The sequence below is a fragment of the Novipirellula caenicola genome (assembly GCF_039545035.1).
Classification (GTDB): domain Bacteria; phylum Planctomycetota; class Planctomycetia; order Pirellulales; family Pirellulaceae; genus Novipirellula; species Novipirellula caenicola.
The window spans coordinates 1,126,676-1,150,804 of the sequence record NZ_BAABRO010000001.1 but is presented as its reverse complement, the minus strand read 5'-3'; the positions used below and the strand labels follow the sequence as shown (position 1 = coordinate 1,150,804).

General features: G+C 55.2%; 25 protein-coding genes. 13 read left to right on the top strand and 12 right to left on the bottom strand.

Features of this window, described 5'->3' with window-relative positions:
• Positions 1-56 precede the first annotated feature (56 nt).
• Together ABEA92_RS03910 and ABEA92_RS03905 are read left to right on the top strand one after the other, a co-directional pair.
• Positions 57-866, top strand: coding sequence for an AraC family transcriptional regulator (locus tag ABEA92_RS03910; protein WP_345682543.1), 810 nt, complete (start codon positions 57-59; stop codon positions 864-866).
• Positions 867-1,164: 298 nt separating this feature from the next.
• On the top strand, positions 1,165-1,953 hold the full coding sequence (locus tag ABEA92_RS03905) for an SDR family NAD(P)-dependent oxidoreductase (RefSeq protein ID WP_345682476.1): 789 nt from the start codon (positions 1,165-1,167) through the stop codon (positions 1,951-1,953).
• Between the two features lie 150 nt (positions 1,954-2,103).
• On the opposite strand, the gene ABEA92_RS03900 is transcribed toward ABEA92_RS03905, so the two are convergent.
• Positions 2,104-2,610, bottom strand: a complete 507-nt coding sequence (locus ABEA92_RS03900) for a GNAT family N-acetyltransferase (protein ID WP_345682475.1) — start codon at positions 2,608-2,610, stop codon at positions 2,104-2,106.
• A 13-nt stretch (positions 2,611-2,623) separates the two neighbouring features.
• On the bottom strand, positions 2,624-3,013 hold the full coding sequence (locus tag ABEA92_RS03895; protein WP_345682474.1) for a winged helix-turn-helix transcriptional regulator: 390 nt from the start codon (positions 3,011-3,013) through the stop codon (positions 2,624-2,626).
• A 300-nt stretch (positions 3,014-3,313) separates the two neighbouring features.
• Between ABEA92_RS03895 and ABEA92_RS03890 the strand changes: the two genes are divergently transcribed.
• From ABEA92_RS03890 to ABEA92_RS03855, 8 genes are all read left to right on the top strand, one after another.
• The gene (locus ABEA92_RS03890) at positions 3,314-3,796 is read left to right on the top strand and encodes a hypothetical protein (RefSeq protein ID WP_345682473.1); all 483 of its coding nucleotides are present in this window, start codon (positions 3,314-3,316) and stop codon (positions 3,794-3,796) included.
• A 175-nt stretch (positions 3,797-3,971) separates the two neighbouring features.
• Positions 3,972-4,961: a zinc-dependent alcohol dehydrogenase family protein gene (locus ABEA92_RS03885; RefSeq protein ID WP_345682472.1), complete on the top strand. Its 990-nt coding sequence runs from the start codon at positions 3,972-3,974 to the stop codon at positions 4,959-4,961.
• A 104-nt stretch (positions 4,962-5,065) separates the two neighbouring features.
• Positions 5,066-5,905, top strand: coding sequence for an SDR family NAD(P)-dependent oxidoreductase (locus ABEA92_RS03880; RefSeq protein ID WP_345682471.1), 840 nt, complete (start codon positions 5,066-5,068; stop codon positions 5,903-5,905).
• 274 nt (positions 5,906-6,179) lie between these two features.
• Positions 6,180-7,187 (top strand): zinc-binding alcohol dehydrogenase family protein, encoded by a 1,008-nt coding sequence (locus tag ABEA92_RS03875; RefSeq protein ID WP_345682470.1) that lies wholly within the window; start codon positions 6,180-6,182, stop codon positions 7,185-7,187.
• Between the two features lie 156 nt (positions 7,188-7,343).
• A complete protein-coding gene (locus ABEA92_RS03870) occupies positions 7,344-8,291 on the top strand; it encodes an SDR family oxidoreductase (RefSeq protein ID WP_345682469.1) in 948 nt (315 codons plus the stop codon).
• A 167-nt stretch (positions 8,292-8,458) separates the two neighbouring features.
• A complete protein-coding gene (locus tag ABEA92_RS03865) occupies positions 8,459-9,337 on the top strand; it encodes a DUF4437 domain-containing protein (protein WP_345682468.1) in 879 nt (292 codons plus the stop codon).
• Between the two features lie 229 nt (positions 9,338-9,566).
• Positions 9,567-9,857: a hypothetical protein gene (locus tag ABEA92_RS03860; protein WP_345682467.1), complete on the top strand. Its 291-nt coding sequence runs from the start codon at positions 9,567-9,569 to the stop codon at positions 9,855-9,857.
• Between the two features lie 164 nt (positions 9,858-10,021).
• A complete protein-coding gene (locus tag ABEA92_RS03855; RefSeq protein ID WP_345682466.1) occupies positions 10,022-10,729 on the top strand; it encodes a hypothetical protein in 708 nt (235 codons plus the stop codon).
• Between the two features lie 201 nt (positions 10,730-10,930).
• Here ABEA92_RS03855 and ABEA92_RS03850 read toward each other — a convergent pair whose 3' ends face one another.
• The 4 genes from ABEA92_RS03850 to ABEA92_RS03835 all read right to left on the bottom strand — a co-directional run bounded on the left by ABEA92_RS03850 (position 10,931) and on the right by ABEA92_RS03835 (position 14,552).
• Entirely contained in the window at positions 10,931-11,536 is a 606-nt protein-coding gene (locus ABEA92_RS03850; RefSeq protein WP_345682465.1) for a tetratricopeptide repeat protein, read from the bottom strand.
• Between the two features lie 137 nt (positions 11,537-11,673).
• Positions 11,674-12,240, bottom strand: coding sequence for a hypothetical protein (locus ABEA92_RS03845; RefSeq protein ID WP_345682464.1), 567 nt, complete (start codon positions 12,238-12,240; stop codon positions 11,674-11,676).
• A complete protein-coding gene (locus tag ABEA92_RS03840) occupies positions 12,237-14,117 on the bottom strand; it encodes a type II and III secretion system protein family protein (RefSeq protein WP_345682463.1) in 1,881 nt (626 codons plus the stop codon). Before ABEA92_RS03840 ends, ABEA92_RS03845 begins: the two co-directional genes overlap by 4 nt.
• A 243-nt stretch (positions 14,118-14,360) precedes the next feature.
• Entirely contained in the window at positions 14,361-14,552 is a 192-nt protein-coding gene (locus ABEA92_RS03835) for a hypothetical protein (RefSeq protein WP_345682462.1), read from the bottom strand.
• 389 nt (positions 14,553-14,941) lie between these two features.
• Between ABEA92_RS03835 and zigA the strand changes: the two genes are divergently transcribed.
• Both zigA and ABEA92_RS03825 read left to right on the top strand, forming a co-directional pair.
• Positions 14,942-16,234 carry a zinc metallochaperone GTPase ZigA gene (gene zigA / locus ABEA92_RS03830; protein ID WP_345682461.1) on the top strand — a complete coding sequence of 431 codons (1,293 nt, stop codon included), beginning with the start codon at positions 14,942-14,944 and terminating at the stop codon, positions 16,232-16,234.
• Positions 16,231-16,857, top strand: coding sequence for a MerC domain-containing protein (locus tag ABEA92_RS03825; protein WP_345682460.1), 627 nt, complete (start codon positions 16,231-16,233; stop codon positions 16,855-16,857). The genes zigA and ABEA92_RS03825 overlap by 4 nt, the downstream gene beginning before the upstream one ends.
• 205 nt (positions 16,858-17,062) lie before the next feature.
• On the opposite strand, the gene ABEA92_RS03820 is transcribed toward ABEA92_RS03825, so the two are convergent.
• Complete coding sequence (locus tag ABEA92_RS03820; RefSeq protein ID WP_345682459.1) at positions 17,063-17,770, bottom strand: HoxN/HupN/NixA family nickel/cobalt transporter; 708 nt, start codon at positions 17,768-17,770, stop codon at positions 17,063-17,065.
• 479 nt (positions 17,771-18,249) lie between these two features.
• Between ABEA92_RS03820 and ABEA92_RS03815 the strand changes: the two genes are divergently transcribed.
• Positions 18,250-18,513, top strand: a complete 264-nt coding sequence (locus tag ABEA92_RS03815; protein ID WP_345682458.1) for a hypothetical protein — start codon at positions 18,250-18,252, stop codon at positions 18,511-18,513.
• Between the two features lie 644 nt (positions 18,514-19,157).
• On the opposite strand, the gene ABEA92_RS03810 is transcribed toward ABEA92_RS03815, so the two are convergent.
• From ABEA92_RS03810 to ABEA92_RS03790, 5 genes are read right to left on the bottom strand one after another with little or no spacing between them, the layout of a single operon-like run.
• Positions 19,158-19,559: a DUF192 domain-containing protein gene (locus ABEA92_RS03810; protein WP_345682457.1), complete on the bottom strand. Its 402-nt coding sequence runs from the start codon at positions 19,557-19,559 to the stop codon at positions 19,158-19,160.
• Between the two features lie 6 nt (positions 19,560-19,565).
• A complete protein-coding gene (locus tag ABEA92_RS03805; protein ID WP_345682456.1) occupies positions 19,566-20,480 on the bottom strand; it encodes a type II secretion system F family protein in 915 nt (304 codons plus the stop codon).
• Between the two features lie 15 nt (positions 20,481-20,495).
• Entirely contained in the window at positions 20,496-21,389 is an 894-nt protein-coding gene (locus ABEA92_RS03800; protein ID WP_345682455.1) for a type II secretion system F family protein, read from the bottom strand.
• Entirely contained in the window at positions 21,383-22,864 is a 1,482-nt protein-coding gene (locus ABEA92_RS03795) for a TadA family conjugal transfer-associated ATPase (protein ID WP_345682454.1), read from the bottom strand. Before ABEA92_RS03795 ends, ABEA92_RS03800 begins: the two co-directional genes overlap by 7 nt.
• Complete coding sequence (locus tag ABEA92_RS03790) at positions 22,861-24,129, bottom strand: CpaE/TadZ family protein (RefSeq protein ID WP_345682453.1); 1,269 nt, start codon at positions 24,127-24,129, stop codon at positions 22,861-22,863. Before ABEA92_RS03790 ends, ABEA92_RS03795 begins: the two co-directional genes overlap by 4 nt.

Here is a 24,129-nt window from a genome sequence, read left to right as displayed (position 1 = left end):
GTACGCCTCACACTATTTGAAACTTCAGCGAGGACGGTATGGCTTCCGGGTTCACAGTGAAGCATTTCAAGGTTCGTGGTTCTGCTGATGACGGGATTACGGTGCATCAATGGGAGTCGGGCGAACACACTTGGCCGAATCACTCCCACCCTGAATACAAACTGGGCGTTTCCGAAGGCGGGACCGGGACGTTTTTCTATCGTGGCCAGCGATATTCCACCGGACCGGGGAAACTGCTTGTCATCCACCCTAATGAAGTGCATTCGTGCACGGCTACAGGGGCGTGGCGTTATCTCTATGCTGACCCGAACGTCGTCGCCAATATCGTCAGGACGTTTGACCGCAACGGCGATATCGAACCTTTGTTGCTGCCTCCGGTCATCGACGACACTCAACTTGTCGAACTCGTTTTGCGGGCTCACCGGGCGATGGATGACGGAAATTCGCAGTTGGATCAGGAATCCGCCTTCTATGATGCCATCTGCGAGCTTTTAGTGCGGCACGCATCGTTGTCGGACATTCCGAAACAGCAGGGACGCGTGAACATTCGCCGGGTCCAGGAAAGTTTGGAAGCGAGATTCCGCGAGAATGTCTCGCTTCACGAACTCGCGCAATTGGCCGGGACCTCGGCCCCGTATCTAAGCCGCGTCTTCTCCAAAGAGGTCGGCATGCCCATCCAGCTCTATCTCTCTCAAATCCGAGTGCGTCGTGCGCAGCAGATGTTGAAGGCCGGCGAGACGCTGGCTAATGTCGCCTACGCCGCCGGTTTCACGGACCAATCACACTTCACACGACATTTCAAACGATTCATCGGGGTGGCACCGGGAACATATTCCAAGGCAGTGAATTCAACCGGCACCCCCTGACCTCCCGGTCGCTCCGCTAAGAAAGCCACCCGTTTAGTGCCAACGTCGGCAACCCAGGGCACAATCCGCAGGTTCGGAGCTCGCGTCATTCCTTGCGGTCAATTCTTTTGATGGCGCGCAAAATCGTTCAAGAAGTGTCCTGGGTTCCTCCCTAAACTCATGACGTTGAGGGACTACATGTCATGCGACATTCAATGGAATCACTCCGGTGCAAATCAATCCCGTCGCGACTGGCTGATTGGACTTGGACGAGAAAAGTAGAGAACTCTTTTACAACCCCCATAGGATTAAGAATACGATGAACTTGGAAATGAACAACAAAACCGCCTTGGTCACTGCATCGACTGGCGGAATCGGCTTGGCTATCGCGACTCGCTTGGCTGCCGAGGGGGCAAGGACAATCGTGAACGGACGCCGCGAAGAGAGCGTCGACAAGGCCATTGAAAAAATTCGTGAGAGTCAACCGAAGGCCGACTTGATCGGGTTGGTATCCGACAACGGGACGGCTGAAGGCGTCGCACGAACCATCGCCGAACATCCGCAGATTGATATCCTCGTCAACAATCTAGGCATCTTCGAGGCAGTCGATTTCTTTGACTTGACTGACGAAGCTTGGCAGCACATCTTCGATGTCAACGTGATGAGCGGTGTGCGTCTTGCACGGTATTACCTCAAGCAAATGCTGGAGCAAAACTCGGGACGCATCATTTTCATCAGCAGCGAATCCGGCGTCGTGCCGGCTCCTGAAATGCCTCACTACGCGATGACGAAGACAGCACAACTGGCCGTCTCGCGTAGTCTGGCTCAATTGACCAAAGGAAGCTCCGTTACCGTGAACACCGTGATGCCGGGTTCGACGTTGACCCCAGGCGTAAAGGAATTCGTCAGCAATCTGTTTCCGGATGAGCCATACGAATCGGCCGAAAAACGATTCATGGCAGACAATCGGCCGACCTCGTTGATTCAGAGATTGATCGAACCAGAAGAGATTGCCAACATGGTTGCGTTTGTTGCCAGCCCACTCGCATCGGCGATCAACGGAGCACCAATACGAGTCGACGGAGGTCTCATTCCAACGATTGCGTGAAGTGATGTGAACGATGCAGAAGAATCGATTGGCAAGGAAAACTTTCGATTGACCGCATAACGTAGTGGACGAGGCAACGAGTCCTTGTTTTGGCAAAGAATGAGCGGGACTCGTCGCCTCGTCCACTACGCCAGAACAAACTTGAATGAGTCACTTCACGATTGCCATGTCAAGCCACTTGTACATCACGTGGGCATCGACGTAGCCGAGCTTGGTGTGTCGAAATGCCTTGGGCAGCGTGCCGACAATCTCAAAACCATGACGTTGCCATAGCTTCACGGCACTCTCGTTCGTCGAGATAACAAGGTTGTACTGCATTGCTTTGAATCCGCGAGCGACCGCTTCGGCTTGAGAGTGTTCGCACATCGTCGACGCAACCCCCCTGCCGCGAGCCGCTTCGCCGACGACGTACCCGCAGTTGGCGACGTGGGCTCCTAGTTCGCTCTGGTTGGGTTTGAGGTAGTAAGTGCCCAGCACCTCGCCGCGGTCGCCTACTGCAACGAACGTTGCGGCGGGCACGTCAATCCAAACCACGCGAGCTTCCGCCTCTGTGATGTTCGGCGAATACGGATAGGTTTCGCCTGCCCGAAAAATGGGCTCGAGAATTTGCCAAACGGACCGCCAGTCCTCGGGCTGAAAGAGTCGCAGCGTTGTCATGAGCCTTCTCCAGTCATTCGCTTGCTTGTTCACTTGCTGCTGACTTTTGACGTTCAGCGATCAAATCCATCGCGTGCTCTTCGCCCCATTTCTTGAGTGACTTCAAGACCGGCTTGAGCGACTTGCCTTCTGCGGTCAGTTCGTATTCGACTCGCGGCGGCACTTCGGCGTAGACGATTCGGTTGACCAAACCGCTGGCTTCAAGTTCGCGAAGCTGCTTGGTCAACATTCGCTGGGTGACACAACCGACCTTCCGCTTGAGTTCACTGAAGCGAAGCCGGCCATCGAGCAAATAGTAAAGCACAATGCCTTTCCACTTGCCGCCAATCAACTCGAGTGTTGCTTCCACTGGACAAGCGGGCAGCGCGTAACTGGTATGCCGAGTTTTACTAGTGGTATCCATTTTGTGCCTACATCCCCAAGATGTGCGTACTTGTTCGCTTAGTTCGTACTCGTATTATGTACAAAACAAGTGCAATGGGAAATATCGATCTTCGTAGTGGACGACGCAACGAGTCCCTTTTTTTGGCAGATTTACGTAGTGGACGAGGCAACGAGTCCCTGTTTTGCTTGAGAATGGAAAGGACACGTGGCCTCGTCCACTACATTGCATGAGGGAGGACTTGTGAACAAACGAGATCATCTTAGGCGACTCGAGCGAGAGCATTATCAAGGCGATGCGATTGTTCACTGGACTCTCACCATGGTCGACCGAAAGCGGGGATGGCTATCTGCAATGTTCCTGTATCGCTTTCGCGAATTGCTGACGCATACTCTGTTCCGATATGGGCTAGCGAGTCCGTTGTATTGTCTCATGCCCGATCATATTCACATGGTATGGATGGGGCTTTGCGATGGAAGCGATCAGCTCAATGCAATGAAACACTTCCGTCCGAGATGCAACGAATCACTGGAAAGGATCGGTTTTGACATTCAGGACCAGGCTTTCGATCACGTCTTTACCGACGAAGAGCGTCGAGATACCGAATTCCGAAATGTTTGCCAGTACATCGCCAGAAATCCTGAGCGCGCAGGACTTGTCGAGCCCGATACGTTTGCATCGTACAGATTCACCGGATGTCTAGTGCCTGGATACCCCGAACTGTGTCCGTTCGTTGCGGATTATTGGGATCGCTTCGACAAGGTCATGTCCTTTTTACGGAAAGATGGCCTGATGAGAACGTAGAAGTTATTCGCGTAGTGGACGAGGCAACGAGTCCCCGGCGCGGAGCATGTGAGTTCCAATCGGAAGAGACAACACAACAAGAACATTTTGGGGCGCGAAACTGGGGTGTTCCTGGGACTCGTAGCCTCGTCCACTACCAAAAACACTCGTCCACTACCTAACCAGGAGAGAAAAGATGAAAGCGATGCTTATCAACGCCTATGGTGAAAATGCGAATTTTGAAGCTGCGGATGTCGCGAAACCCGAAGTGAAGCCTGGCCACGTGTTGGTCAAGATCGCCGCATCGAGCGTGAACACGGTCGACACGATGATCCGCAAGATGGGCAAGGATTTGCCGTTGTCGCCCGACACGCCTGCGATCTTGGGAATGGATTTTGCCGGGACCATCGATGCCGTTGGCGATGGCGTGACAGACTTCTCCGTTGGCGATGAAGTCTACGGATGTGCCGGCGGACTGGCCGACTTGCCAGGCACGCTGGCTGAGTACATGGTGGCCGATAGCAAGTTGATTGCTCACAAGCCAAAAAATTTATCGATGCGTGAAGCCGCCGCCTTGCCGTTGGTCGCGATCACGGCCTACGAAGGCTTGAAACGCGCCGGCATCCAACAAGGGCAAAAGGTTCTCGTGCATGGTGGCTCGGGCGGAGTGGGCCATGTCGCGTTGCAGCTGGCCAAACACTGGGGTGCCGAAGTCTACTCGACCGGTGGCGGCGAGAAACAACTTGCACTGATCCAGCAGCTAGGTGCCACCGGTATCAACTACAAAACGGAAACCGTCGAGCAGTACGTTGCCAAGCACACCGGCGGTGCCGGGTTCGATATCGTGTTCGACTCGGTTGGCGGTGGAAATTTGACCAAATCGTTCGAAGCCGCTGCACTGAACGGTCAAGTCGCCACGACCGTTTCGATGTGCGAATTGGATCTGACTCCGGCGCATTTCAAAGGTTTGTCATTGCACGTCGTCTTCATGCTGATTCCGATGCTGCACAACTTTCGGCGAGAAGAGCACGCCAAAATCCTCCGTGACCTCGCTCAGATTTGCGAGTCGGGCGGACTCAAGCCTGTATTGGATGAAGAGCAGTTCTCGCTCGAACAAGTCGGACAGGCATATGCCCGGCTGGAGAGCGGAAAAGCGATGGGCAAAGTGGTTGTCGACAACCCGTAACGCAAGCTGCCAGCCTGCAAATCGTAGAACAGTTATCACAACTATTTATGAAGTTCTGCCGTTCCCGGCACCGTTGAGACAACGGTGCCATGTTGGAGATATCGATGAAAACAATTTTGCTCACAGGCGCGACCGACGGTATTGGGCTGGCGACCGCAAAGATGCTGGTTTCGCTTGGACACCTAGTCTTGTTGCACGGTCGCAATCAGAAAAAACTTGACCAAGTCATCGAATCGCTTGGCTCCACGTACCCTGATGCCAAAGTCAACGGCTTCGTCGCCGATCTCTCCAGCATGACCGAAGTGGATTCGCTTGCGAAATCGGTTTCGGAACGATACGAACGCCTTGATGTCCTTATCAATAACGCGGGCGTTTTCAAAGTGTCCGACTCCATGACCGCGGAAAAACTCGATGTGCGTTTCGTCGTCAATGTAATTGCACCGTGCTTGTTGACCCAGCGACTGCTACCGATGCTTGGCAAGACTGGACGCGTCATCAATCTCTCTTCCGCGGCGCAGTCGCCAGTTGATATGGAAGCGTTGCGGGGCAATCGGCAATTGTCCGATGGCGAGGCGTACGCGCAAAGCAAGCTGGCTTTGACGATGTGGTCGCGCCATCTCGCGTTATCGCTCGGCGAAGATGGCCCAGCGATCATCGCCCTCAATCCCGGTTCGTTGCTCGCCAGCAAAATGGTGAAAGAGGCTTTTGGGGTCGCTGGAAAGGACATCCAAATCGGCGCAGAAATACTCACCCGCGCGGCAATCTCTGACGAGTTCGCAGCAGCTTCTGGCCAGTACTTTGACAATAATTCAGGCCGGTTTGCCTCACCGCATCCCGACGCGTTTGATAACGAAAAGTGCCAAGCGATTGTGCAGGCGATTAAGACCTTGTTGGATTCAATTCAGAAATTGGAACGAACCAAGAGCCCGATAGGAAACACGTGATAATTTGTCTCCGTTTTACGCAACGCTGTGAAGCATTTAGAGAGGGCAAATTGCGGCATTTGCGTTCCGTAGCGACGCTCGCCAGAGCGTGGATGATTGCCGGCCAATAGGAATCACCACCTTCTGGCAAAGGTCGCTACGAAAAAATGCTTCACAGTGAGCCCCGGATAACCACGCCTCGTACCATTGCCGCTAAGAGCTCAGCGGCCTTCAAAGATCTTTCCACTCATTCAAAGACAACGCCCTAGCAGCCTGCACTACCAAAGGAACAGAAATGAAAGCGATCGGATACACACAAGCTGGCCCAATCGACGCCGCTGATTCACTGGTCGAAGTTGAGGCAGAAACGCCCGAACTGCGACCGCATGATCTGTTGGTCGAAGTGCGAGGAATCTCGGTCAATCCCGTCGACGTCAAAGTCCGTTTGAATCAACAGCCTGACAGCGGCATCAAAATCATTGGCTATGATGCCGCTGGGGTGGTTCAACAGGTCGGCAGCGACGTCACCAAATTCAAGGTTGGCGACGAAGTCTTTTATGCTGGCGATATCACGCGGCCGGGCACCAATGCGGAATTACACGCGGTGGACGAACGGATCGTCGGTAAGAAACCTAAATCGCTTGGATTTGCCGAAGCCGCCGGGTTCCCGCTGACGTCAATAACGGCTTGGGAGCTATTGTTCGATTCACTAGCCGTAAAGGAAGGTGACGGCAACGGTGAGAGCCTGCTAGTGATCGGCGGCGCTGGTGGTGTTGGGTCGATTCTTATTCAACTTGCCAAACAGCTCACCGGACTGACCGTCGTCGCCACGGCGTCGCGTCCAGAAACGGTCCGTTGGGTTCAGAAGATGGGTGCCGACCATGTTATCAATCATCGCGAGTCTTTGGTCGATCAACTGAAGGCACTGAATCTTGAGCCTCGCTACGTTGCGTCACTAACAGGTACGGATGGACACTTTCCCGCGATCATTGAACTGATCAAGCCCCGCGGTCACGTCGCATTCATTGACGATCCGGAAACCTTGGACATTAAATCGGGTAAGCCGAAAGCCCTCAGCTTTAGTTGGGAGTTCATGTTTGCACGCTCGATGTTCCAAACCGATGACATCGAAAAACAACACCAGCTATTGAATCGAGTGTCCGAATTGATCGACGACGGCACGCTGATCTCGACCGTGAACAACAATCTCGGGATGATCAGCGTCGACTCGCTTAAAAAGGCCCACGCCGAACAAGAGAGCGGCCGCACGATCGGTAAGAATGTGCTTGACGGATTTAATTAAAGACGGCTTTGCGCAAATTCGCCTCGTCCAATACGCAAAATGCAAGAGGGACTCGTTGCCTCGTCCACTACGGAAAATGCAGGAGGGACTCGTTGCCTCGTCCACTACCACGACGCCACTCATCAATTGGTCGTTCTCAACGAAGGAGTTTGAAAGATGTCCACCAAGCGAAACTTTGGACCAGGGGGCTGGACGCCGGAGCGACTTGGCTCCCTCGCAGGCAAAACCTATCTCATCACCGGTGCCAACGCCGGTGCGGGTTTTGAGGCAACGCGGGTGTTCCTGTCCAAAGACGCAGCAGTGGTGATGCTAAACCGCAGCGCCGACAAGTCAGCCGCCGCCATCGCGGCGCTGAAACAGGAATTTGGCAGTGAAGCGGACGTGACTTTCGTTCGCATGGACTTGGCGGTGTTGGAATCCGTGCGAGAAGCGGCGGCGGAAGTGTTGCAGAACGTCCCGCGCATCGACGCGCTCATTTGCAACGCGGCCATCGCTCAAGTGGCCAAACAGGAAATCACGGTGGACGGCTTTGAAAGCCAGCTTGGTGTGAACCACTTCGGTCATTTCCTGCTATGCGGACTGCTGTTCGAGCGGATCGAAGAGTCGGCGGGCCGCATCGTCGTCGTCGGCAGCAACGCCTATAAAATGGGACTGAAGCGAATTCAGTTTGAAGACCTCAACTTTGACAAGCACTACACCGCCTGGAATTCGTACGCCCAGAGCAAGCTGGCGCAGATGATGTTCGCCTACGAATTGCAACGCCGTGTCGAAGCTACGGGAAAGAACGTGACTGTCCAAGTCTGCCATCCCGGTGCATCACGAACCAATTTGTTGAAGGACACAGCCAGCACCTTCAACAAGATTGTCTGGTCCGTACTTTCTCGAGTTATCGCACAATCCGCCGAAAAAGGCTCTTGGCCCGAGGTCATGTGTGCAACCGAAGAGAATGTAGAGTCCAATAAACTCTATGGGCCCACGAAACGAGCGGAGATGGTCGGTCCAATCGACGAGTGCCCATTGGACGAGTGTGCCCTGGATCGGGAAGCCGCTGCCAAACTTTGGATGCTTTCCGAGCAGAAGACCTCACTAAGCTGGTCGCCTTGATTAGGGCGTCGTTAAAAACATCAGCGTAGTGGACGAGGCAACGAGTCCCGTCGGCATGAACGTAGCGGACGAGGCAACGAGTCCTGCGGCTTCATTCGATCAAGAAGGATTCGTAGCCTTGTCCACTACGGCAACCCCAAAAATGAATATCCACTAAGCTTCAACCAATGATTTATTCCCTTCCCAAAGCTTTCCTACTGCTCGCGTTTGCCGTCGGCTTTTTTGCAGCCGCATCCGAGGGCGTCGCTCAAGAGCAAGCAACCAAGTCAACGTCTGACATGGTCTTGGCTTCGGAAGTCGAGTGGACGCAGCTCAACCCGGCTCGGGGAGACGCCAGTCCGCAAGCGGCAACGCTTTGGGGCGACCGATCAGGGACGCAGGCCACGGGGTTTCTCGTAAAATTCGTGGACGGATTTTCCTCACCGCCTCACATTCACAATGTCACTTACCGAGGCGTTGTGATCGCTGGCGGCGTTCACAACGATGATCCGGCAGCAGAACCGATGTGGATGCCCGCGGGGTCTTTCTGGACCCAGCCAGCCGGTGAACCCCACATCACGGCTGCCCGAGGAACGACAATCGCATACATCGAGATCGACAAAGGCCCCTACCTTGTCATGCCGACCGACGAGGCTTTCGACAACGGTGAACGCCCCGTCAACGTCGACGCCTCGAACATGGTGTGGCTCGGCGCCGCCAGCACCACGTGGATCCAGTCGTCTGCGGAGTCGGCCTCTGGTAAGGAACCTCAGGTCGCATTTCTGTGGGGCAACCCGCAGTCAGACCAAGCCAACGGCACACTGGTGAAGCTACCAGCCGGATTCAGCGGAAACATTCGCAGCGACAATTCAAACCTTCGCGCCGTCGTGATCGCGGGTCAAGCCAAGTACCGAATCGATGACAAGACCGACAGGAAGACGATGACGCCGGGCAGCTATTTCAGCTCTCGCGAAAAGTTTTTACATCAGATTTCAACCACAGGCGAGGCGGAGTGCATTCTCTATGTACGAAGTGGTGGTAAGTTCGACGTCATAATCAATGAATGAAGGCGTGGGGATGAAGCAGGAATGATTGATTGCGGTTTCCGGCGTTCTTGGTACAGGTTAGCGGGTTGGCCGTCAACGTGTTGGCTTCTTTCGTAAGTGAGCCCATGCCCGTCGTTTGCTAGGGCGACGCCAGGAACCTGTTCCGCGCGAACCCTGCTCGGTCGTCGCCAGTCAATCAATTGACGAAAACTTTGCAGCTTCGGCGAAAATACAAACAAGATCAAACATCATGACCTCGGTAACCTGGATTCTTGAATCGGACGTGTTCCCGAATTCCCACGGGAGGTTGCGAGAGGCCATTTCCGATGCGGGGCACCGAATTGTCGATTCGCAGGATGAATGGTGGCTGCATGAGCCGCCGGAATTTAATCCAGAGACTCCCGTCATCTTTCACGGCTCACTCGGCAATGCGGCTGTCATCGAGATGAAGACGTTTGGCGGTGTTGACTTGTACGATTGCGACGCGGCGGCGATTGTGAGTGCCGTTTCAAACTACGCCATCCAGAATCATCCAGGATGAAATGAGTCGGGCGACAAAGCCTTGCAACTGTGGTCGGCCGCTTTTTGTCGCTTTGCTCCGGAGCGGTGTTGGATGACCGTTGCCGTAAATCGCGTAGATTCCGTTTGCCAAATTTAGCAATCGCTACCAGAACGCCCCCAGACCGTTGCACAGGTGGTAACTTAGTGTCAAGCCAACTCTTGGACCAGCACGAACCTTCCAGTACTGAATTGCTTCGAATCGCTTCGTCGCATGTCGATGATGCGATGCGTCGTGAGATTGCTGCAGCTGACTACGGACAGGATTTTGACGAGCATCTGGAACAGCTAACAGCGATCCGAAGTGGCAAGATTCTCGCACCGATGCGTTGGGAACCAAAGGAGGTTCTCGAGTTGATCCGTTGGTCAGAACCGGAAGACCCGACTTGGTCACCCGGATCGACAGGTGATCGAGGGCATTGGATGCGATTATTCGCGTGTGGGACGCTATTGCGAGCTGCGGCCGAGCCAGCGAATGAAGGATATTTTACAGGGGAAGATTCGACGACCGTTCAGCTCATTGATAGCGCGATCAAGCTCGGAGAAAAAACTTCAATCGCGGTGCTGAAGTTTCTTTGCTGGTGCATGCAGACTCGCTCGCTCGGAGATTGGGACCGTCCCTATTTCGCCGTTGGAATCATGGTATTGCTTGTCCGGCTCAACCGATGCGATCCCGACACCTTTAAATTCTTAGTAACCGCAACGAATGCTGACGAGTTGGCTCACACGGATAGGTTCAATGACTGCTTGAAAGCCAAGACTTTGCACGAGCTCATTCGTAACGACCTGGTCGAATCAAAAAATTCCAATCCCGATATCCAGAACTTTGGCAATCGACTTCTTTCCAAACGTTAACGCGGAAGCGTCATCGTGAATGCAACTGTGATCGTGGTTTTTATCGACGATGATCAGCTGGATCACCGATCGAGCCCGCCTTCGGGAACTCGTTCGCAAGCATCACGCCAGCTTCGGAATGCCATTCCTTGTGATTCAAGGGTGGAGTGGCAGGGGGGCTGGAGCAGAAAGCACTAACTGGCCCACGTGAAGCCGATTGCTTCACTTCACAGTCGTCATCGAGGACTTTGAGATTGCGGCGATAAATTCTTGCGTCGCTTTAGGGGCACCCGGTAACGATGCGGCTTTAGCAAAGTGATGCCTGGCGGAATGCTCATCGCCCACCTCGATCGCGATAACGCCTAGGTTGTGGTGAGCGGCAGCTTCGCCAATTGCTGGAATCAGCACGGACAACGCATCGTCATAACGCTGCTGTCGTGCAATGAGTAACGCTAAGTTGACCGCTGCGTTTTCGGATTGAGGGTCGAGCGTGAGCGCTCGCCGAAACTCGCTCTCTGCCGCAACGAGATCGCCCGATTCCATCAACGTGAACGCGAAATTGTTTGCTAGTTCCGCGTCCTTGGGGTTGATCTTGATGAGGCGGCGATATCGCTCGATCGACTGCGGATATTGTCCGGCACCCGCCAGCGCAGGGGCGAGTTGAGCATCCAGCTTCGGTTTTTTGGGGGCGATCGATTCGGCGTCGAGATACAGCTCAACCGCTTCGTCCCAGTAGCCGTGTTTTGCCATCTGCTCTGCGGCGATGATCTTCAGCTCTCGGTCGTCACCGGGCTTCATTGCCGGCAAGGCGACACCAAGCTGAGACATTGGAGCCTCCGCGGGTTTGCTTCTTGACTCGGACTTTGTTTCGCTTCGCTTCAATCCGGACAATGACGCAACGCCGTGTAGCGAACTGCATCCGCAAGCAAGTAATGTTGCTAACAGGATCAGTGTCGTTCGTGTCACTAGAAAAAGCCTCCGCCACCGAGACCACTGCCGCTAATGGAACCGCCTCCGTTTTGTCCCTGGCCTCCGCCTTGGTTGCCGCTTCGACTGGCTTGCCGAGCGACCTGCTGGGCACGAAAACCTTCCAAGCCGAGGGCCGGTGGATAGGCAACTTGAATTTGCTCGGCAGCGATGCTTGCACCTGCTGCGGAAAATGCGGATGCAAGCATGGTGACTCGACCCGCATCGCGATGAGGGTCGCCGCTGGGTTCAACGATCAGGGGCACCGTCCCGACGGCTCCTTGTTCAACAAGCCTTGCAACCTGCACCTCCGCTGCCGGACTTAGTTGATCGGTGTTGCCAACAAAGTCAGCTTGGTAAAACACGCCCTGGTCAATCGACGCAGATTGCACTTGAGCTTGTTGCCACTCGCAAAGATGGCTGCCTGGCTTGGCTGGAATCGCACCACTCGGCACATCGGCACAACGATCGACATGGCAAATTCCTTGTCCGCTACGACAGCCGCTTAGTGTGAGGAACATCGCCAACAAACCACCAGAGACGAATAATTTGGATTGATACCTCATTGCGACACCTCATCGATCATCATTGGTGTTGAGTAGACCGTTGGCATTGATTCACCAATGGTTGGAACGGGTTGATGAGGAACGGCAACCGGTTGATTGCAACATCGGTCGGTGGGGCCGTTGGAGCCAATGATGAATCGATCCGGGCAACCAAGATCGGGCCTTCGCTGCTTGTGATAATCGGTTCTTACGGGCGAGCGGAAATCTCGCGATCGACGGCTTTCAAGCCGATTGCTCAAGTAGAACTCGACATCGGTCGGCTCGTAGACATCGTTGCCTGGAAGCCCCGGCGTGACGCACGAATCGACGGGGGCGACCAACTCGGGGGTCACCAATATGACCAACTCTTGCTCGGACGCACTGGTACGATTGGCACCAGTCAGCGGTCCGATCAACGGCAAGTCGCCAAAGAAAGGGACGCGATCACTGCTGGCACCGAAGTTGGTTTGTAAAAGGCCCGCCACGGCGAGAGTCTGACCGCTTCGCAGCTCTACAGTGGAAGAGAAATTGCGGCTGTTCAGTCCCGGTACCGATGTCCCGCCCCCTCCGCCACCGCCGATGTTCGTCCCCAACGATTCGTCTCGCGTGCTGACGTCAGCGTTGATTTGCAATCGAATCACATCACGATCCTGAATGACCGGAAGGAATTGCAATTGCACGCCGAACGGGACGAACTGCACACCTTGCAAATTCGTGCCGACGCCTCCCGAGGCGATCACGGGAATCGGAAACTGTCCTCCAGCTTGAAAGTTCGCCGTTTGGCCATTGATCGCGACAAGGTTCGGCTCGGCGAGCGTGCGAGATAAACTCAGTCGCCGCAGTGCCTCGATCCGCAGGCTGATGTCGCCACCATCGAGGATCGCTTGGATGTTCCCTGCGATCGATCCGGTCGTATTGCTGAACAGATTGTTGTTTTGAATGGCGGTGAAATTCAGTCCGAGGCTTCGCGCGGCCGTGCGGTTGACTTCGGCCACCGTGACTCGAAGCATCACTTGCTGTTCACCGGGGACGCGCATCAAGTTGATGATGCCTGCCTGCGCCAGAGCGACAGGGTCGAGCAGCGATCTGTCGTCCGCGGCCTGAGCTTCCATATCGAGTGTATTGTTGCCAGTGAAATCGACGACATTGCTGACGGTTTGCACCGGGGAAACCCTTCGCACACCAGCGGGCACACCACGAGTGCTGACAAGCACTTGCAGAATATGTGACATCTCGATCGCATCCCGCGCTTCGCCACTGACCATCAAGCGTCCATTGACATCCGTCAATTCAATAAAGCTGTCCGGAAAACGCTGGTTCAGTTGACGGGCAACCTCATCAATGGACCGTTTGTCTTCATCCACACGAACGAGATAACTGACGATGCTTTGCCCCGTTGGATTCGATTGGTCTTCGAACCACAGCATTAACGTCGTCGTCCCAGGCTGCAAACCGGTCACTGCCAGCTCGCGTCCTGATTCGCGGTCGATGATCTCGGCGCGAATGACTCCTTCGTCGGGGACATAAATCCGGAGCGGCGTGTCAGCAAGTTGAAGAATCTGTGGCCGACCTAGCTTCAACGGCAGCAGAATTTCAGCATCAATCTTGGCTTCAACAAACCGGCTTTCACGCTGTTTGGCCGCAGCCGATGCTGGTGGAACCGCGGGTGATTCCGGCTGATAGAGTGCTGGACCGATATCATCCGTGCGCACTTGAGGTGGCACAGGTACCGATTCCCCAGACTCGATGACAGGGGCCACAGGCGTCGGCAATCGCCTCGGCGCGGGATCTTGGCCGATCGCCGACGTGCAAACCGTAATGCACGCCAGCAGCACCGCGATCGATGCATGTTTTTGCTGGAAATACCAGCCTGGCCAATGCAAGGATGGCTTTGTCATCGCGGACTTTCTGTGAACGGGACATTTGAAGGCTCACTGCGGACGTACAATCAGCAGGGCAGGTCCGACCACAGGACAATCCTTACAATCGGCACAACCGGATGACAACTTGAGCCGCGTTTGCAGGGGCCGTAGTGGTAGGTCGGTCACCCCAGAAGATCGTTACTGGTTGCGTGCGAGTGGATTCCGACCGTTTCCGCTACGAACGAGCCTCTCTGGCTGGCGTCATTTCACGGTCTGGGCCTACCGGCATTCGTTGCAATGCTCACGAAGCAGAATTTCAGTCATCTCGGCGACCTTGCCGCTGTCTCGCTGGCTGCTCGCAGTCAAGTTGACGTCGTTCAGACAGTGGACCGAGCCGCAATCGACACAGAGGAAATAGGGGGCCGTCAACATGCCCAGGTTTTCCCATGATGGCTTCGAAACGCCAGACATGATCACCAACTTCGGTTTTTCTCAGCAGTCCAGCCTACGCAATTGCAGTTGGTGTGCAAATGCCTCCCGAGGATGCCTCAGTACTGATTTCTCGATCGATCCGCGTTTCTCGATGGCCTTGAGATACCGATAGAGCGGTCCAAAAATGTCGTGTTCTTCACATAGCTTGGAAGGACACCGTCACACTCTCACTATGGAGTACTTGCATAGCCTATGCATGTGCGATATGGTTGCTCATGTGTTTCGTGGTCATGGAATTTGCTGCGTGCGATTCACTTCGCTCGTCCCTGCGTTGGTCTGCGCATCCAACATGAATTACATCGTCCACCCCATCGCCCAAAATCCTCGCGTTCCATCCTTCGCCAACCTCTTGACTGAACCGTGAAAACATGAACCGTACCAATCAAACTTCCACCGCAAATCGTCTTCCCGTCACTGTGCTGTCCGGATTCCTCGGCGCCGGTAAGACGACGCTGCTCAATCACATCCTGACCAATCGCGACGGCTTGCGTGTTGCGGTGATCGTCAACGACATGAGCGAAGTCAACATCGATGCGGCGCTGGTCAAATCGGGCGACGCGAATCTCTCACGTACCGAAGAACAACTCGTCGAGATGTCCAACGGCTGCATCTGCTGCACGCTTCGCGAAGATTTGCTTGTCGAAGTTCGCCGATTGGCTCGCGATGGCCGCTTTGATTACCTGCTGATCGAATCGACCGGCATTTCGGAACCGATGCCGGTCGCCGAAACGTTTACTTTTGAAGACGAAGAGGGGGATAGTTTGTCCTTGGTCGCGGAGCTAGACACGATGGTGACCGTGGTCGATGCGGGCAACTTCATGAAGGACTTTGGTTCCTGGGATGATCTCACCGATCGGCGGCTGGGCTTGGGCGAAGACGATACTCGCAACATTGTGGATTTGTTGGTCGATCAAGTCGAATTTGCGAATGTTATCGTTGTCAACAAAGCCGATCTGATTTCGCCGTATGACCTGGAGCAACTCAATCGAATTTTGCGACAACTCAACGCCGACGCAAAGATTCTGAACACAATCGAAAGCCGAGTCGATTTGTCCGAAATCATGGGAACCGGGCTGTTTTCGCTCAGTGAAGCCGAGACGCGGCCTGGATGGCTCGAGGTGCCTCGCGGGGAAGAGGAAACCGAGACCGAAGAATATGGCATTTCGAATTTCGTCTATACAGCCCGACGCCCGTTCCACCCCAAACGTTTGACGAAAGCGCTCGACGCCGACATGGAAGAGGGCTTGTTCAGCGGAGTGCTTCGCAGCAAAGGATTGATGTGGATCGCATCGCGACACGATTGGGCCTACGACTGGTCGCAAGCGGGGTGTTCGATTCGCATGAACCCGGCCGGTTTCTGGTGGGCCGCGGCACCCGAAGAAGATTGGCCTGACGACGAAGATTCGATTGCAGAGATTCGATCCAAATTCGTCGGCGAACATGGCGATCGCCACCAAGAATTGGTGTTCATCGGTAACGCCATGGACCAAGAACGAATCACCAAGATACTCGACGAGTGCTTGCTCACCGACCTTGAATTTGTCCAGGGGCCCGATTTTTGGGCTGATATGGAAGATCCTCTTCCACCGATCGAATTGGAAACGGATTTGGACGAAACACAGCCAGACGACTCGTTTATTGCACGGGAGGTGTCGCAATGATCGAGCTGACCACTGGGAACCCTGCTCCGGTGACTGACGTTTCGAGCTCCCCGTCGCGTTGGCGAGACTGGATTGGCGTTGTGGCGTCCGTTGGCTGTGCAATCCACTGCGCCGCGATGCCATTTGTGATCGGCTACCTGCCTCTGTTGGGCTTGAGTTTTCTCGCCGATGAAGCATTTCACCGCTGGATGGCACTGGCTTGTTTCCTGATCGCCATCGCCGCGTTCATCCCTGGGTTCCGAACCCACAAACGATTGCTTCCCGGAGCTATCGCCGTGATCGGCCTGGTCTTAATCAGCGGAGCCGCCTTCGGGATGACAGGTGACTGTTGTGCGGCGTGTGAGTCCGGTGGCAATCTTACGGTAGTCGGCTCCTCAGTCGTTTGTACCGAGGCCTGCTGCGAACACTGTACCACTGGATTGGCGACATTACCGCCAACAAACTTGGTGGACGTGACTGCTAGTGAAACGCAGCTGTCATCGCTTTTGCCGTTGGATGCATTCGGCTCTTGGATCACTCCGATCGGAGGTTTGCTGCTGGTGACAGCCCACTTGCTCAACCGCCGCTACGGGTGCCTTTGCGGATGCTGCGAGAACGGAAGCGATGGGAGCGAGTTTTCGTGATCCAAGTCGAGCGGCACGTGTTCGAAATCACTGTGTAACTCGTAGTGCCGACAAGCCGCAAGCCGTAGTGGACGAGGCGACGAGTCCATCAGCATACGACTTGTCGCTTGCGGTTGATTACCCACTCATTGCACCAACGAGATCAAAGGGAGCCTTTGCGTTCTCGTTGATGTTTTTTGTGGCTGGCGACTCCCCGGAGTACCGATCAAGCAGCCAACGCAAGCCGACCGCAGTAGAAAACACCGACGGCCAGAATCAGGACGGCGCGAAGGTACGGCCACGGCAATTTTCCAATTCGGCTGTCCTTGCGAATCAGGCTGCCACCGAAACGTTGCAACAGAACCCCGACAAGACTGAGGCTGCAAGCGATCCCCGTGGCGAACAATCCGATCACCGCGTACGCAGCGACCGGCGATCCGGTCGACATGCTCGTGAAGTACGCGGCCAAGGCCGATGGGCATGGCAAAAGACCAAACGCAACACCGAGCATCGCACTCATCGAGTAGCTCGACGGTTTGGAGACCGGCCGGGAATCGCAAGTTCCTTCGCGATGCGACTTGCAACCGCACGTCGTCGGCTTGGACCGCCAGGCTGCCCATAACATCCAGATGCCCACGCACATCACTAGCGCCGCACTGATGCACTGCAGCCATTGGGTGACGACTTCGTCATCGTGATGATGATCGCCTGTGACCAGATGATGAGTGAGATGAACGGCCATTGCGATCGCGATCAGCGAAACCGAATGCGCCAAGCCACTGGAGATTCCCATCGCGATGGGATGCCAAAAACTGCGACGTTCCCCCGACAGATAAACCAGCATTGCGGTCTTGCCGTGGCCGGGTTCCAAGGCATGCAAAGCGCCAAGGAAGAATGCGACGCCGAGCGTCAGTTCATGGGAATGGGTGTGCATACGTTTTGTGTCTACTTCTTACAGGGACGTTCTTCGGTATAGCTGACCGTGCTTCCGGTTTCTGACGACGCTCATGTAGCCGTACGATGGACGTCCTCGTCCGTCGTTTTTGGGACGCTCTCAGTCTCTCGACGGACGAGGACGTCCATCGTACAGCTAGCGGCAATTCCCGACCCGATCAACCAGCATTGCGGTCTTGCCGTGGCCGGGTTCCAAGGCATGCAAAGCACCAAGGAAGAATGCGACGCCGAGCGTCAATTCATGCGAATGTGTGTGCATACGTGTCTTGCCTATTTCTTAAAGGGACGCATCTTCGGTACCGCTGACCGCGCTTCCGCTTTCTGACGACGCTCATGTAGCCGTACGATGGACGTCCACGTCCGTCGTGTTTGGGACGCTCTCGGTCTCGACGGACGAGGACGTCCATCGTACAGCTTGCTTTGATTCCAGAGCCGATCAACCAGCATCGCGGTCTTGCCATGGCCGGGTTCCAAGGCATGCAAAGCGCCAAGGAAAAATGCGACGCCGAGCGTCAGTTCATGGGAATGTTGGTGCATACGTTTCTCGCCTATTTCTTACAGGGACGTTCTTCGATACCGCTGACCGTGCTTCCGCTTCCCGACGACGCTCATTTTGCCGTGCGATGGACGTCCACGTCCGTCGTGTTTTTGGACCTTCTCCGTCGTTTTTGTGACGCTCTCAGTCTCGACGGACGAGGACGTCCATCGTACAGCTTGCTTTGATTCCCGAACCGATCAACCAGCATCGCGGTCTTGCCATGGCCGGGTTCCAAGGCATGCAAAGCACCAAGAAAGAATGCGACGCCGAGCGTCAATTCATGCGAATGTGTGTGCATTCGTTTTGTGTCTACTTCTTACAGGGACGCATCTTCGATATCGCTGACGATGCTTCCGCTTTCCGACGACGCTCATTTAGCCGTACGATGGACGTCCTCGTCCGTCGTTTTTGTGACGCTCTCGGTCTCGACGGACGAGGACGTCCATCGTACAGCTTGCTTCGATTCCCGAACCGATCAACCAACATCGCAGTCTTGCCGTGGCCGGGTTCCAAGGCATGCAAAGCGCCAAGGAAGAATGCGACGCCGAGCGTCAGTTCATGGGAATGGGTGTGCATACGTGTCTTGCCTATTTCTTAAAGGGACGCATCTTCGATACCGCTGACCGTGCTTCCGGTTTCCGACGACGCTCATGTAGCCGTACGATGGACGTCCTCGTCCGTCGTTGTTTAGACGCTCTCGGTCTCGACGGACGAGGACGTCCATCGTACAGCTTGCTTTGATTCCCGAACCGATCAACCAACATCGCAGTCTTGCCGTGGCCGGGTTCCAAGGCATGCAAAGCGCCAAGAAAGAATGCGACGCCGAGCGTCAATTCATGCGAATGGGTGTGCATGCGTTTCTCGCCTGTTTTTTAAAGGGACGTTCTTCGATACCGCTGACAATTTTCAGCTTTTGGCCAACCGTCCAAGATTTAAAGCCGGACGTGATTTCAATGACCGAGGTGGTTTTTGGAACACAAAAGATGGCGTTCCAAGGCCGAACCTGTTTTCGAATTCCGACGACGCGTAGTTCTTGGTCCAACATGACCACGTCGATCGGAAACCGCATGAAACAAGTGTGAAGCGACGAACAGGGCGAGATCAGCAAGCCAGTATCAGTCGGCAAAGGCGATCGAAACTGCAAACCTTTGAATCGTTGCCAAAAGGTGTCGGCGACTTCCAGATGCTCAAGTATCGTTTCGCCTGTGGCTGTGTTAATGAGTTTTGGCATCGCCGTTTAAAAACCTCCGCCGCGGGTGAAGGTTTCCGTTAGCTTGAATAGCTGGACAAACGCGGGTCCGAGCGTCCATACGAACAATCCGGGCAGAAAGCAAATCACCAGCGGGAATAAACGCTTGACGGGTAAGGAATTGGCAAATGCAATCGCTTTTTCGCGGCGACGCGCACGAATGTCATCGGCTTGCGTACGGAGAACTTTGGCAATGCCCATTCCCATCTGCTCGGCTTGTACCAATGCCGAGACCAAGATCGAGATCGAACCGATCCGAATCCGACCGCTCAGTCGCCGCAATGACTGAATTCTTGGCCGGCCTGCGAGCAGGTCGGCTTGGTACATGTTCAGTTCATTTGCCAGCGGACGTCCGGCTAGGCGAGTTTTAAAGATTCGCAGCAGTGCCGAATCGAAGCTCAATCCGGCTTCGCTTAGTGTCGCCATCAGTTCCATTGCGAGCGGTAAGTCCTGTTCGATCAATGCCACTCGTTTGCGACGCGCTGAACGGACTACCGTTACTGGTAAACAGATCAACAAGATCGCGATGATCCAAGGTGCCACCCACACGACCGGCAAAAACGTTTCACCGACTCCGCCAGGCACCAACACGACTGTCTGCTCCATGACATCTTGCAAACCCGACAACAGGAATAAGGTTGCGGCACCTAAGCCGATCGCGGTGCAAGCGATCATCGCTGCGATAAAGACCCAGGGTGCTGAACCTCTGCGATAGCCAGCCAGGAACAACCAACCCGACAACCAACCTCGCGGCGATGAGGAATCGAGAGCAGCGGTGACGTCAATGTCCGCCGATTGCTCCCAGCGTGCGAGCGTTTTGTCTCGCAATAGCATCGAACGGATCGCGTACCACGCAATTAAAAAGACAACGGTCAGGAAGAATGCAGAAATGAGAAGGTTCATTGCTGATATACGTCTCTAGAATTTTGGCTTTGAGATGAAATTCATCCAGGCGATTCCTAACGCTTGCAAGATGATCGAACCGGCGATGAACCAACTGCCCACTGTCGAGGTCACGAATTCGACCATCGGTTCGGGACCGTTTCGCCAGACGATCACGGCGATCAAATAAATTAACCCGAGAATCGCGAATGTACTGAATTGAGATTGAGCGATGTTGGATTGAATCCGCCGTGTGATTTCGATCCGATCACGAATCGTCCGCCCTACGGTCGCAAGCGTTGGCGCAAGCCGGCCACCGACTTCAAAATGAACACCCAACGACGATGAAAAAAGCAAGAATGTTTCCAATGGCACACGGTCGGCCAACGATCGAAACACCGATGCCGGATCATCGCCCAAACGAATCCGGCCTGAAATTTCTTGCAAATAGGGTTGCAACGGCCGATCGGTTTCCAGCGTCGCCGCGTCCATCGCTGGCCCGAGTGCCGCTCCCGCACTGACCGCGCCGACCATGATGTCGATCGCGTCGGCGAGTTGCCGTTCGAGCTTGGCGACGTGTCGCGTGTGAAGAAAGCTTTCCAGTTGATTGAGCAACAACGATACCACCGCACCGATCGCCAAGACGTATTGCACGGGCCATCGCAGCACGATCCAAACGGTTAATGCAACCAGAACGCCGATCGCCCATGGCACCCAAATCCAGCGACGTGCTAATCTCCGAGTCGACAACGCGGGATCGAACGCCTGATCGGTTGAACGATCGCCCGAGTCGCTCGAACGATCCGACCAGTCTTCGGTCGCTTCGGCGAAGCGATCAAAGGTACGTTGGCGAAGTGTGTAGAGCTGATAACCTCCGACGCCGACCAAACCGACGACCGCCCATAACGCGATGACGCCGACAACTACCATGATCCCCGCCGATCCGATTCGTCCGTGTCGTCGGGACTCGCCGAGTACATTCTCGATGGCCGTTGGAACAGTTGCATGGGCACATCAACATGATTCTCTCGCAAACGCTCAGCCACCCGCGGCACGACTCCCGTGGCAACAAATTCGCCAGTGATCCGACGGTTCGCTTTCCCCGTCGAAACAAAACGAAAAATCTCTTGCAGCTGCGCCGTATCGCCTTCCATGCCAACCAATTCTGAGATCGATTGGACCCGCCGGACGCCATCTTCGTACCGTTTGACTTGAATGATAATATCGATCGCCGAGACCGCTTGTTCGCGAATCGCGCGAGCGGGCAAGTCAATGCCAGCCATCAACACCATCGTTTCCAACCGAGCGACCGCATCGCGTGGCGAGTTGGCGTGGATCGTCGTCAATGATCCGTCGTGACCGGTGTTCATCGCCTGCATCATGTCCAGCGCCTCGCCCGATCGAACTTCGCCGACGATGATTCGATCCGGCCGCATCCGTAGAGCATTGACAACCAAGTCGCGTGCCACGATGCGGCCTTGACCTTCGATGTTCGGCGGTCGCGTTTCCATCCGCACGACGTGACGTTGATCCAGTTGCAATTCGGCGGCGTCTTCGATCGTGATGACGCGTTCGCTGTCAGGAATCGCTTCGGCCAGCGCACCCAGGAACGTCGATTTACCCGAACCGGTGCCGCCCGAGACGATCATGTTGATGCGACCGCGTATCGCCAAACGCAAGAACTCCAGTATCGCCGGCGAAAACATCCCCAATCGCATCAAGTCATCGCTGCGCAGCCGACGTCTACCGAACCGACGAATCGACAGCGTCGGACCGTCGATCGTCACCGGCGGTAGCGTCGCGTTGACGCGGCTGCCATCAGGCAACCGGGCGTCGACCATCGGCGAGCTTTCGTCGATCCGTCGGCCCACGCGAGCGGCAATGCGGCCGATGATGCGAGTCAGGTGTTCGTCATCGCGAAAGCGAACCTCGGTCGATTCGAGTTGCCCGAACCGTTCGACAAAGACCGTGTGGGGGCCGTTGACCAATATGTCGGTCACGGCGGGATCGGCCAGCAACGGTGCAAGCGGTCCGACGCCGATCGTTTCTTCGATCAGGTCATCAACCATCTGGCGGCGTTCTTGATCATTCAGCGGCCAATCCTGCGTGGCGAGCGCATCAGCAACGTAGTCCTTGACCAAGTCGGTCAGTTCATCTTCACTCGCCGTGATCCGGTCTCGTCGATCTAAGTCTTCGAGCAACTGCGTGTGCATGGCCGCTTTCACGGACGCGAACGAGGCGTTGCCTGATGTTTGCGAAACGACTGCGGAGCCGGCGAAACTTTTGCTCGATTGCCGCGACGATTCCGCGCGCACTCGTTCACCGGGCAAACGCAAACTGGTACGCGAGAACAGTTCGCGAGCCGATGGTTTTTCGGAAGATGGATTCGTTGGATCCTTGCTCATCGGTCAATCTCTCCCGTTGACGATGAAAACGGCGACTCATCTGCGACCGGGTCGGGAGCGACAAGTGGTTGCTCGTTCAAGACCACTCGCGACTCGGTCGAATCAAGTTGCCCTGCCACATCGCTGGCTAGTTCTTCGAGTGCGCGGCTGAAACCGCTGAATCGGATAGTCGCCATCGCGATCGGCACGCCGCAATTCGCCGCCGCCATGACCTTCTTGTCGAACGGTAATACGTGGTCAATGTCTCGCTGCAGTCGGTCAGCGACGTCGTCCACCGACAGACTCCCTGTGACCCGTTGCTGTCGATTTAAGATCACCGATTGACGCTCGGCTGGGTAACCGATCCGCTCCAAAACGCTCAGTAGCTTTACACCGCCCAGCAGCGTCGGCAATACATTCTCTAGCACCACATAAACACGGTCGCTGAGGTCCAACGCCGCGATCACGACTTGATCGAACATCGGAAACGTGTCGACGATCACGACGTCATAGGTTTGACGAGCCAGTGTAATGATGCGGGCGATCAACAGATCGTCGATCTCCATCGCCTCGACCGCATCAGCCGGAGCCGCCAACAAATGCAACCCCGATGAATGGACCGCCGCCGTTTGGCGAATCATGGTTGGATCGAGCCGATCGGATTCACGAGCCAAGTCGGTCAGCGTCGCGGACGGCCGCAAATCCAGAAGTGCCGCAGCTACCCCCATTTGAATCGACCCGTCGATCAATAACACGCTCTGCTTGCCACGACGCGCGATCGCCACCGCGGCATTGGTGGACAGCGTCGATTTACCAACGCCGCCTTTGTTGCTGATGAACGACACGACACGTCCGAGCGGTTTGGATGTCGACGATGAACCGCCAGCGTTCGAGGTGGGGTGCTGCGAAATCAAACGGGACAAGTCCGCAGTCGAAAGAGGCCGCCTGAGGAAATCGCACACTCCGCAGCGCATCGCGTCAATCAGAGCGGCAGACTCATTGACGTTTTCTGGGAAGCCTTCGGGACGCAAGATCGCTGCGACTCGGGGTTGCGGCGAAGCGGAGCGAATCTGATTTACGACGCCAGTCAGTTCTTTCGCGTCGGCGGAGAATTCAATCAACACCAACGAAATCGACTGAGTCCGCAAAGCCTCGAACAGATGACTAGATTGTTTTACCAACCGAAACCGAGGCGTGTTGTCACCCAAGCCATCAAACGCCAACTTGGCTTCTTCGACGATCTTATCGTCGGTGCTGAGGATTAAAACGGATGCGGTGATTGACAT